This is a genomic window from Butyrivibrio sp. VCD2006, assembly GCF_000423925.1.
GTDB lineage: Bacteria > Bacillota > Clostridia > Lachnospirales > Lachnospiraceae > Butyrivibrio.
Map to the genome: position 1 here is coordinate 96,765 of NZ_KE384105.1, position 10,724 is coordinate 107,488.

The window sequence follows — 10,724 nt, forward strand, 5'->3', positions numbered from 1 at the left end:
TCTCTAAAAGAGAAGACAATATCTTTTATTTCACTTAACGAATATCGTAAGGTTATTTTCATTGAGGGTAAAATCGTAGTAGTTCATGTCTGATCTGAGTGTCCACCCCATTCTCTGCCAAAAAGCATTTCCAACCTTATTGGTAACAAAGGCGTTCAGGCAAACCTTGTTAATCTTCTCTTCCTTCAATCTCTCAATGCAAAATTCAACCATCTTCTTGCCGATTCCGTGACGTCTGTATTCTTTATTAACACACACGTGATAAAAGCATGCTCTTCTGCCATCATGACCGCAAAGAATCGCTCCTACAATTCTGCCATCTTCCACGTCCACAGCGCAGGTATTTGGATTTCTCTTTAAGAAAATCTCAACTCCCTCAAAGGAATCATCTAATGACCTTATTCCAAATCCTTCAATTGAATTCCACAGTGCATAAACTTCTTCATAATCATCTATAGTCATTGTCCGAACCATACAACACTCCTCCATACGGACTATGTTTTAGAAATATAGGCTTTTAGCCTTAATTCATCACGGGAAAGCAGGTACAAAATCAAGTCCCATGCTCTCATCAAGTCCAAACAGAATATTCATATTCTGAACCGCCTGACCTGCCGCACCTTTAACCAGGTTATCAATAGCACCCATCATGATGACGCGGCCTGTTCTCTCATCAATCTTAAAGCCTATGTCCACATAATTACTTGTCTCAACCCATCTGGTCTCAGGATAAACACCATCGGGAAGAAGTCTTATGAACTTCTCATCCTTGTAGTACTTCTCATAAGCTGCTCTGATATCAGCTGCAGCAGGAAGTGTTCCGTCTTCTTTTTTCACAAGTGATGCATATTCGGTTGCAAGGATACCGCGGTTCATAGGAATGAGATGAGGAGTAAAATTGATCAGTATCTCCTCTCCTGCCGCATAGCCAAGCTGTTCCTCAATCTCAGGTGTATGTCTGTGATTGGTGACACCATAGGGCTTTACACTCTCATTAACCTCACAGAACAGATTCGCTGTCTTTGCTCCTCTTCCTGCACCTGATGTTCCGCTAAGCGCATCAACAATAAGTGTCTTGGGATCGATCAGCTTCTCTTTAATAAGAGGATATGCTGTCAAAATCGAGCAGGTTGTGTAGCATCCGGGATTGGCGATCAGTCTTGCACCTTTTATCTTGTCTCTGTTGATCTCGCAAAGTCCGTATACCGCTTCCTCAATGAACTGAGGCGACTTATGCTCTATTCCGTACCATTTCTCATATACAGCGACATCCTTGATTCTGAAGTCAGCTGAGAGATCAATGATTTTTACCTTATTAAGAATCTCCTCATTAACAAGTCCTGCGCAAAGGCCCTGGGGTGTTGCGGTGAATATAACATCCACTTCCTTAGCAAGTTCTTCCATATTATCATCGAGGCATTTAGCATCTACTATATTAAAGAAGTTTCCATAAACAGAACTGAATCTCTCATCTATATAGCTCCTGGAACCATACCACACTATCTCTGCCTGCGGATGTGAATAAACCAGCCTTGCTATCTCTGCTCCCGCATATCCGGTCGCTCCAATAATTCCAACCTTAACCATAATCTACCTTCCTTTATATATTAGATTAGACAAGAGGCCCGACCTTTTGTCCTCTATTATCATATACAACAAATGAATATTACTAATGTATTGTCTCACTTCTCATAGGCAAGTCAACACACCAGTTTCTCTATAATATTCATTTAATTATGCATAACGGAATAGTCATTCAATCTCGTTCCCATGCACAATTCATTATATGCTTTGCACTTTAGTATAATCAACTCATGTATTTTATGCAAGCATTATTTATATTTATTCACTTAGACGTGCATTTTATAAATTTTTATGCATAAAACTATTGCAATATGTTTTTCAATGATGTATATTCGCCTTATGAATTACGGAGGCGACACCGTTCTCTGTTGAGAACCCGGCTTTCACGATTCAAACTAATATTCATATTGATAACAAGGTCGAACGGTCTGCTTCGGGGGCGCATCAGTATATATCTGATACTTTGCTGGCTATGAACCACGGAGGTAAGACCTACAAATCGCAAGTGCCCATGCACGCAGCGATTTGTGACCAGGGCTTACCGGAGTGTCCGGTTCAACGCAAGCAAATATCAGATATATATTGAAAAGCCCACAAAGCAGATTGTTCGACCGTATATAAGTAAGGAGGAAGTTATGGCGAAAGAAAAGGTAATACTTGCATATTCAGGTGGTTTGGATACTACGGCGATCATACCGTGGCTCAAAGAGAATTATGATTATGAAGTTATTTGCGTTTGCATAGACTGCGGACAGGAAGAAGAACTGGACGGACTTGAGGAGAGAGCTAAGAGCTGTGGTGCTTCTAAGCTTTACATACTTGATGTTATTGATGAGTTCTGTGATGAGTACGTTGTTCCCTGCGTTCAGGCACACGCTGTATATGAGAACAAATATCTCCTTGGTACTTCCATGGCTCGTCCTCTTATCGCAAAGAAGCTTGTTGAAATAGCCAGAAAAGAAGGCGCTGTTGCTATCTGCCACGGTGCTACCGGTAAGGGTAACGATCAGATCCGCTTCGAGCTTGGTATCAAGGCTCTTGCTCCTGACATCAAGATCATCGCAGCTTGGAGAAGTGACAAGTGGACAATGGATTCACGTGAGTCCGAGATTGAATACTGCAAAGCACATGGAATTAACCTTCCCTTCTCTGCTGACAGCAGCTACAGCCGTGATCGTAACCTCTGGCACATTTCTCATGAAGGTCTTGAACTTGAAGATCCCGGACAGGCTCCAAACTATAAGCACCTCTTAGTACTCGGCGTAACACCTGAGGATGCTCCCGATGAGCCTACAACAGTTACCATGACCTTCGAAGGTGGTGTTCCGAAGTCAGTTAACGGAAAAGAGATGAAGGTTTCCGATATCATCCGCACTCTCAATAAGCTTGGTGGTGAGAACGGAATCGGTATCGTTGATATCGTAGAAAATCGTGTAGTAGGAATGAAGTCCCGCGGCGTATATGAGACTCCCGGCGGAACAATCCTTTACGAGGCACATCAGCAGCTCGAGGAGCTCATCCTTGATCGTGACACTTATACAATGAAGAAGGATATGGGCAATAAGTTTGCTGATCTTGTATATGAAGGAAAATGGTTCACACCTCTTCGTGAAGCTGAGCAGGCTTTCATCGAGTCAACTCAGAAGTATGTAACCGGTGAAGTTACCTTCCGTCTCTACAAGGGCAACATCATCAAGGCAGGTACATCATCACCCTACTCACTTTACAATGAGTCAATCGCATCCTTCAAGACAGGTGACCTTTACGATCACCACGATGCTGAAGGTTTCATCAACCTCTTCGGTCTCTCCTGCAAGGTTCGCGCAATGAAGATGCAGGAAGTAGAAAGTAAAAAATAATGTTCACGCAGCTTATACTGGCTGCGCCGAAATAACCGACTAAAACTCCTTATGACGGGGCAGGCTGGCATAGTTCACCTGCCCCGTCACTATTGTGAGTACCTTATGGAGAGCAGAGCTGTTTGAGCATCAGCGCCAAGTAAGCACTGTATTTTAATGCCTTACAAGGACACAAGAATTCCGGGTGTGTTATTGCGTAGCAGGTTTTTATGATTTAAAATATCTTTCATGAACTCACTGGAATATTTATTGGCATATTTGGGAATAATTAACTTAATAAGCTTTCTTATTATGGGGAATGATAAGAGGAAGTCTAAGCGGAATTCTTTCAGAACTCCCGAATCAGTTCTGTTTCTTCTCGCTCTTATGGGCGGAAGCATCGGAAGTATTCTTGGCATGTCCATTTTCAGGCATAAAACCAAGCATTGGTATTTTGTCGTAGGAATGCCTCTTATTCTTATTATTCAGGTTGGAATCGTGGTGGCGATTAAGATGTCTCCCATAGAAATACTATTCAGATAAACTCGAGGTTTCGTATGCATATAGCAGTTTTTGATGACAACATAGCTGACAGAAAGCAGATGGAGCGTCTCCTTCGTCGACAGTCAGATCGCTATCAGAGTGAAGGCAAGGAGCATTTTTACACTGACCTTTATGGCAACATCCCTGCTCTCCTGCGCTTTCCGCAGGTATACGATATTATTTTCATTGATATGGCAGAGCCTGATCCTGATGATGAGAGGTTCAAAACAGGAATTGATGTAGCAAAACTGCTCTTTGAAATAGGCGGCATTAAAAATGTAGTTATGTGTTCTTCCAAACACGATTACAAAGAACTTGCAAAGGAAGCAGCAATTGAAGATGAGCTCCTTTTTATAGAAAAACCCATCAAGGTGAAGGAGCTTGAAGCTATCCTCTCATTGTGTGAGGAGCGTCTTGGTGATCCGATACCAACACTGGAGCTTAGAGGTGAAAACCAGACGATTTATGCAAGAGAAAATGACATTATCTACGCTGAGATGATAGCCACGCATCAGCTCACAATTTATCTGACGGAAAACAGAAGCATTTCACTTATTACGGATATTTATAATCTGTACGAGCAGTGTGAGATATTTACTGCAATGTGCCCCATTTCCCAGAATTCAATGATCAATGTTAATCATATTCAGAGCGAGGGCTTTGGGTCAGTCACAATGGATACAGGCGTTAAGCTCAAGGTTTCCTTTGCCTACAGGAATAACATCAAAGAAATCAGAAGGCGTCTGGCTGCAAAGGCAGCTGCCCAAAAATGAACTATCTGTAAAAGAAGCTGCCGAAAAATGAAATATCAGCAAAAATAAAGCCATGTTCAATTTAATCTACATGGCTTTTTTATTTTTCCCATGAATTCTGAAAACATACGCACAAATAATAGTACCAACCGTAAAGATAAATACATTAAGCACGGCATTCCATTTTTCATGAAGTCCGTAATGAATGATCAGATTAAGGAAAAGCCAGTGATACAGGTATAACCCGTATGTGATATCAGGCTTCACTCTCTTAGCGGGCAGGCAATATGCCGCCAGAATCGTGAGTATGCTTGTCACTGTTCCTCTTAGGAAATCAGTATAGTATCCAAATCCGCATTCCGGAAGAATATTCAAAATTATCTGAAGAAGGAGAAACGCCGCACAAATTACTTTGATATTCTCCTTTTCATAGAGTCTGCAGGTCTGAAAAAGAACTCCCACCAAAAACCAAAAAGCATAGGGAATGAAGGTCCTCTCAAACAGCTTTTGCACAGTCTCGGAAAGCCCCGGAACAAACACTCCGGAAAGCACATTGAGTGCTCCAAAGAAAACTGTAACAGAGAGCCAAAGTCCCAGGCTCCTGCTGCCACGCGCAAGCTTTTTCACAGCAACTATTACTACATAGAGCTGAATGATCACGGTAAAAAACCACATAGTCCCGTTAAAGCTTCCTGTCGCGAAGTCCTTAAGGCAGCTCGGAGTATTGGCAAAGCCCACGCCCTGAATAATCAGCCATTTTATCATGGAGCTGTCAAACTTATCTCCCACAATAAAATAATAAACCGCAACAAATACAGCCATGCTGAGCCACATATCCAGGTAAATGCGCTTTATTCTCTTTTTAAGAAAAGGCAATGCCAAAGCTCCCGACCTCTCAAAGGAGGCGGATACCAGAAACCCACTCATAGTAAGAAGAATAACAGTCGGCTGAAAGAAGGTTGAGATTCCTCTCAGCACTGTCATCTGCAGCTTAACATCTGGCATGTGATACCCGACAATCCCTGTGAAATGCAAAAACATCACACAAAAAGCCGCATAATATCTTATATAGTCAAAACAGTTTCCAGATTCTTGTCTAGTCATTTTCATATTTGATCTTAAGATCATTTCCCCGTACAGTTACTTTTGCCTTGGCCCCCATGATCACAGGTATCATGGGATCAATGTGTCCTATGTCCGCATCCATGATTATAGGAGCATCAAAACATGAAACGATGTCAGTAACAGCATTATACTGATCTGCTCCCATCATCTCCTGTCCGAATGCAGTTATAGGGCGTCCGATTATAAATCCGGCAGCATCGTCAAACCATCCTGCCTCTTTCAAATTCCACATAGCCCTTCTGTAAGCCATGGGATTAAGATCACATGCCTCAAGTACCCAGATAATGTTCTTATACTCTTTCTTGAACTCTTTTACCTTATCGAACCTTGTACCCACCAGGGTTGCAAGAATATCGAGGCAGCCACCTAATAATATTCCATCAAAGCCAATCTCAGCTTCAGCGCCTGCTTCTTTAGCCATTCCATCTTTGCAAATGAAGTTCTTAAGTACCTTGTCAGAATTGTATTCATAGGGAACATCAAAGTTAAAAGTCGTATAGTCAGGCTCTGTCTCGGGCTTTTCTTCCTTTGAAGGATCCACAAAGCGCTCATATCCCGAAAACTCATTCTTCGTTCCCTCCAAAAGAGCAATCGCATCAGTCTCCGGAAGCTCCCACTTTTTGGAAAATCCTGAAATACATGGGCCGTATATTCCCTGTACTCTTGAAATTGTCACAAGAGGAAAAATGAAATTGGTGTTATCGGAATAGCCAATAAACCACTTAGGCTTTTCACTCTTAAGTGCTTCAAAATCAACATGGGAGATTGTCTCACACATAAGCTCTCCGCCACCTGCTGAGATTATCGCATCTATGTCACTTCTTTTATAAAACTCTGTAAGCTCTGCAGCAGCTACCTTCGGATCAGTATTTATACCGATTCCGTCATTTTTAAAAAGCGTGTCACCTTCTGTTATTTTGTAGCCTCTGTTCTCAAGATTCCTTTTTGCAAATTTGTACATCGAATAGTATGGCTCGCTTGAGGGGCCAAAGGAAGGAGCTGTAATACCAATATTGTCTCCGGGCTTTATATATTCAGGTTTTCTAATCATGTTTACCTCCAGGCAAAATTGTAATTTTATTGATGTTTGGATTCAGTAAAATTCAGAGTTCCTCAAATTCAATACGAGTCTTTGTAAGGAAGCTTTTCATATATTCATCCCAGATTTTCTCGTAGGATTTGTCCAGTAAAAATCCGGAAAGAGCCACCCCTGTTGTAAGGGTTATATGTCCCTCCTTGAATTTTACTATAAAAACCAGGTTAGAAACTGCATCTGCAGACTGTGCATCCAAAAGCTCTGTCTTTTTATCAGGCGTAGCACAAAAAATGAATTTAAATCCAAGAGGTGTGTGCTTGCCCTTGATGAGGTCATAGCATACACTTCTCATATTCTTCCACTCAGAAAGGTCATAGGGAATTTCCTCTTCATCCCCGTAGAACTCCTTATTTACATGACCATCGATTGTGTAGGAATTAGCGGTGAAAAGCTCAGCGCCTTCAAGAAGAAAGCTGTCAAAGGCTTCCGATGCCAAAAGAGCCGACATGAAATGTTTTGTATTCTTTATCTGTAATGCAATCATGTGATATTTCCTTTTTCAATTCTTCATCTATAACATAATACCACTTTAGCGGCTATTGATGTATCATAGATGCCTCAATTATGTTAATATATCTAGTATAAAAAACTACATTGTATCCGAATAGATTTTATCGGAGGTTAGGAAGAAATATGAGTTATAAGATAGTTGTAGACAGTTGTACTGATTTGCCTGCAGAGTACCATAAAGATGAACGTATAGAGATAGTGCCTCTCATCCTTCATGTTGGCGATTATACAGTCCTTGATGATGAGAATTTTGATCAGCTTGATTATATCAGAAGAGTGGCTGAATCAGAGACTTGTGCCAAGTCAGCATGCCCTTCACCCGACAGATACATGAAGGCATATGACTGTGATGCCGATGATATCTATGTAGTAACCCTTTCATCCAAGCTCAGCGGCAGTTATAACAGTGCTCTTCTTGCAAGAGATATTTATCACGAAGACATCGGAAAAAAGAACATTCATGTTTTTGATTCTTTATCAGCCTGCTGCGGACAGACCAATGTCACTTATAAAATCATGGAATATGCAGAGGCCGGCCTTCCCTTTGAAGAGGTTATCGAGAAGGTTGAAGCATACAGAGACGGGATGGACACATACTTTGTCCTTGATTCGCTCGACACTCTCAGGAAAAACGGAAGACTTACAGGCATGAAAGCTATTGTTGCTACCACTCTGAATATCAAACCCGTTTGCTATGCCATAGAGGGTACAATCGCACAGTGCGGCCAGGGAATCGGTATGAAGAAGGCACTTATCAAGCTGTCTGATATCGTAGCTAAAAGAACCAAGAATCCCGAAGAAAAGGCCCTCATGATCACCCACATCAACTGCTATGAACGCGCCGAAGTTGTAAAGAATCTTATTCTTTCAAAGGTTTCGTTTAAAGAAGTTCTCGTAGTCGACGGAGCAGGTGTTGCCACCACTTACGCAGGCGATGGCGGAATTGTGGTTACATGCTAAAACTAAGAAATACTAAAGTAATGGGCTGTGAAAAATATTCTTCACAGCCCTCTTTAATTTGAACAGAATAAGACATCCTATAATTATTCACTTTTATCTATCTGAAATTCCAGCATATCAATCAGCCCATATATCCAACTATCCAAATCCGAAAAAGTATAGCCTGCCGCTTTAGCTTTTTTCGTACTAAAGCTCAGTGTATCCTTAAGTCCATTAAATGGTGCGGCCTCGCCGTTCTCATTAAGAATAGCCTTATTGTCGAGCTTCTTTTCTGCATAATTGATAATATCGGAAATCTTTACAGTTCCATTGGAACAACCGTTTACAGCACCGCTAATGGGATGGTCAACAAGATAAGCAATAAACTCTCCTGCTTCTTTTTCATGTATGAAAGACATTGCCATGTCTAGATCATCAACATACATGGGCTGCTCATTTTTAATATGCTCCACATAAAAGCGAAGCCTTCCGGTATAATCGTTTTCTCCAAGAACTACCGGATACCTCACAAAAGTGCAATCAGATAAGTCCATGTATTCAAGCGCAGCCCTCTCTGCATTGCGCTTTGTCCTAGCGTAATCAGGAAGTCTGTCCATCCACTCCAATGGATATTCGCTTGTCACAAACTCATCTTCACTGATGTTTGCATGGTCCTTCAAATAAACAGAACATGTGGACATCTGAATATATCTATCACAGCTTACATTTTCCAACAGAGCTTTTACATCATTAGAGCCATAGGCAATCTTGTCAATGATCACATCAAACTTTTGATTTTCCAAAGCGCTTTTCACACTCAGCGAATCCGTCCGGTCGAAAATAACATGACTTACTTCGCCTTCAAAACCAACCTTTGCATTTCCTCTTGTAGCAATAGTCACATCATGCCCCTTTGATAGCAAAGCATTTACCATCGGAATTCCAAAATATCTTGTCCCACCAACAACTAGTATTTTCATAGACCCTCCTATTTTCTTATGAATAAAGGATTTCGCTTTCGAAATCCTTTATTGTTTATCAACTCTTTTTGAATTTAAACTTTGCTGTTTTAGCTCCGGCTTTTATTATCATCTTAACAAGCTTGTCATAGGTCCTTTTATTCTTGCAAACAATAGTGATTGTTGCATCTTTCTTAATTCCCTTAAAGCTTCCTGCTCCTACAGATGAAAGACTGTTTCCGAATATTTTTATCTTGCCAAGCTTGCTGCATCCCTTGAATGTACCGGCACCTATCTTCTTGATGTTTTTGCCAATTGTAACATTCTTAAGCTTTTTGCAGTTCTTGTAAGCGCCATTCTTAATCTCAGTAATCTTGTAAGTAACGCCATTATATGAAACTGTGCCTGATATGCTTACAGATTTTACTTTTTTATTTTCACATGCAGCAACGGCAACTGTTCCTGCTGAGGATACAGCATACTCCTTATCACCGACATTTATCTTACCGCTTGCGGGTAGTGACGCCTCTTTGTTATTTGCAGTATCAGAATCATTAGCTATGCTCTGCTCAGAAGGTATATTAGCCTGATCGGATTGTGTCTGCGTTAATCCTGATGTTCCAGCATTTGCTTCAGGATTCTCAGATACTTCGTTCCGGCTCGCATTATCTACATCTTCATTTGCATCTGTTGAAACTTCGCTACCGTCGGCATTCTCATTTTGAGTAGCATGGTCTTCATCATCATTACTCGGATTCTCATTACCTACCTCAGGAGTCTCAATTCCAACTGCAGGAGTTTCACTATCACCACTTTGATTTTCGTCTTCACTACCCGGATTCACTTTACCTATTATGGGTGGATTGCTTCCATTTCCGGGTGTTTCGACTTCATCGGCAGGGGTCTCGCTTCCACTTCCGGGTGTTTCGACTTCATCGGCAGGGGTCTCGCTTCCACTTCCGGGTGTTTCACTTCCACTACCAGGAGTTTCGATTTCATCGCCCGGTGTTTCGCTTCCGCTTCCGGGTGTTTCACTTCCACTACCAGGAGTTTCGATTTCATCGCCCGGAGTCTCTCTTCCACTTCCAGGAGTTTCGATTTCATCGCCCGGTGTCTCACTTCCACTGCCAGGAGTTTCGATTTCATCACCTGGGGTCTCGCTTCCACTGCCAGGAGTTTCGATTTCATCACCTGGGGTCTCGCTTCCGCTTCCAGGAGTTTCGATTTCATCGCCCGGTGTCTCACTTCCACTGCCAGGAGTTTCGATTTCATCACCTGGGGTCTCGCTTCCACTGCCAGGAGTTTCGATTTCATCACCTGGGGTCTCGCTTCCGCTTCCAGGAGTTTCGATTTCATCGCCCGGTGTCTCACTTCCACT

11 protein-coding genes are annotated in these 10,724 nt (G+C 41.9%); 4 read left to right on the forward strand and 7 right to left on the reverse strand.

Annotated features, from left to right (window positions below):
* Positions 1–30: 30 nt before the first annotated feature.
* Entirely contained in the window at positions 31–474 is a 444-nt protein-coding gene (locus G586_RS0117450; protein ID WP_026528736.1) for a GNAT family N-acetyltransferase, read from the reverse strand.
* 57 nt (positions 475–531) lie between these two features.
* The gene (gene argC / locus G586_RS0117455) at positions 532–1,587 is read right to left on the reverse strand and encodes an N-acetyl-gamma-glutamyl-phosphate reductase (protein WP_026528737.1); all 1,056 of its coding nucleotides are present in this window, start codon (positions 1,585–1,587) and stop codon (positions 532–534) included.
* A gap of 632 nt (positions 1,588–2,219) precedes the next feature.
* On the opposite strand from argC, the gene G586_RS0117460 reads away from it, so the two are divergent.
* The 3 genes from G586_RS0117460 (at position 2,220) to G586_RS0117470 (ending at position 4,738) form a co-directional block, all read left to right on the forward strand.
* A complete protein-coding gene (locus G586_RS0117460) occupies positions 2,220–3,443 on the forward strand; it encodes an argininosuccinate synthase (protein WP_026528738.1) in 1,224 nt (407 codons plus the stop codon).
* A 228-nt stretch (positions 3,444–3,671) separates the two neighbouring features.
* A complete protein-coding gene (locus G586_RS0117465; protein ID WP_026528739.1) occupies positions 3,672–3,965 on the forward strand; it encodes a DUF1294 domain-containing protein in 294 nt (97 codons plus the stop codon).
* Positions 3,966–3,979: 14 nt separating this feature from the next.
* Positions 3,980–4,738 (forward strand): hypothetical protein, encoded by a 759-nt coding sequence (locus tag G586_RS0117470; RefSeq protein WP_026528740.1) that lies wholly within the window; start codon positions 3,980–3,982, stop codon positions 4,736–4,738.
* Between the two features lie 66 nt (positions 4,739–4,804).
* On the opposite strand, the gene G586_RS0117475 is transcribed toward G586_RS0117470, so the two are convergent.
* From G586_RS0117475 to G586_RS0117485, 3 genes are read right to left on the reverse strand one after another with little or no spacing between them, the layout of a single operon-like run.
* Positions 4,805–5,821, reverse strand: coding sequence for an acyltransferase family protein (locus tag G586_RS0117475; protein ID WP_196811631.1), 1,017 nt, complete (start codon positions 5,819–5,821; stop codon positions 4,805–4,807).
* Entirely contained in the window at positions 5,814–6,893 is a 1,080-nt protein-coding gene (locus G586_RS0117480) for a S66 family peptidase (RefSeq protein ID WP_051204884.1), read from the reverse strand. The genes G586_RS0117475 and G586_RS0117480 overlap by 8 nt, the downstream gene beginning before the upstream one ends.
* 52 nt (positions 6,894–6,945) lie before the next feature.
* Positions 6,946–7,422 (reverse strand): DUF5721 family protein, encoded by a 477-nt coding sequence (locus G586_RS0117485; protein ID WP_026528743.1) that lies wholly within the window; start codon positions 7,420–7,422, stop codon positions 6,946–6,948.
* 149 nt (positions 7,423–7,571) lie between these two features.
* Here G586_RS0117485 and G586_RS0117490 point away from each other — a divergent pair, with 149 nt between their 5' ends.
* Positions 7,572–8,408: a DegV family protein gene (locus G586_RS0117490; protein WP_026528744.1), complete on the forward strand. Its 837-nt coding sequence runs from the start codon at positions 7,572–7,574 to the stop codon at positions 8,406–8,408.
* An 83-nt stretch (positions 8,409–8,491) separates the two neighbouring features.
* Here G586_RS0117490 and G586_RS0117495 read toward each other — a convergent pair whose 3' ends face one another.
* Positions 8,492–9,367: an NAD-dependent epimerase/dehydratase family protein gene (locus tag G586_RS0117495; protein ID WP_026528745.1), complete on the reverse strand. Its 876-nt coding sequence runs from the start codon at positions 9,365–9,367 to the stop codon at positions 8,492–8,494.
* 58 nt (positions 9,368–9,425) lie between these two features.
* A partial coding sequence (locus G586_RS0117500) for a leucine-rich repeat protein (RefSeq protein ID WP_026528746.1) occupies positions 9,426–10,724 on the reverse strand: 1,299 nt, incomplete at its 5' end.

What these genes read in the sequence shown, in the direction of transcription:
- G586_RS0117450 (WP_026528736.1), bottom strand. Translation starts at nt 474, where the DNA reads ATGGTTCGGACAATGACTATAGATGATTATGAAGAAGTTTATGCACTG.
- argC (WP_026528737.1), bottom strand. Translation starts at nt 1,587, where the DNA reads ATGGTTAAGGTTGGAATTATTGGAGCGACCGGATATGCGGGAGCAGAG.
- G586_RS0117460 (WP_026528738.1), top strand. Translation starts at nt 2,220, where the DNA reads ATGGCGAAAGAAAAGGTAATACTTGCATATTCAGGTGGTTTGGATACT.
- G586_RS0117465 (WP_026528739.1), top strand. Translation starts at nt 3,672, where the DNA reads ATGAACTCACTGGAATATTTATTGGCATATTTGGGAATAATTAACTTA.
- G586_RS0117470 (WP_026528740.1), top strand. Translation starts at nt 3,980, where the DNA reads ATGCATATAGCAGTTTTTGATGACAACATAGCTGACAGAAAGCAGATG.
- G586_RS0117475 (WP_196811631.1), bottom strand. Translation starts at nt 5,821, where the DNA reads ATGACTAGACAAGAATCTGGAAACTGTTTTGACTATATAAGATATTAT.
- G586_RS0117480 (WP_051204884.1), bottom strand. Translation starts at nt 6,893, where the DNA reads ATGATTAGAAAACCTGAATATATAAAGCCCGGAGACAATATTGGTATT.
- G586_RS0117485 (WP_026528743.1), bottom strand. Translation starts at nt 7,422, where the DNA reads ATGATTGCATTACAGATAAAGAATACAAAACATTTCATGTCGGCTCTT.
- G586_RS0117490 (WP_026528744.1), top strand. Translation starts at nt 7,572, where the DNA reads ATGAGTTATAAGATAGTTGTAGACAGTTGTACTGATTTGCCTGCAGAG.
- G586_RS0117495 (WP_026528745.1), bottom strand. Translation starts at nt 9,367, where the DNA reads ATGAAAATACTAGTTGTTGGTGGGACAAGATATTTTGGAATTCCGATG.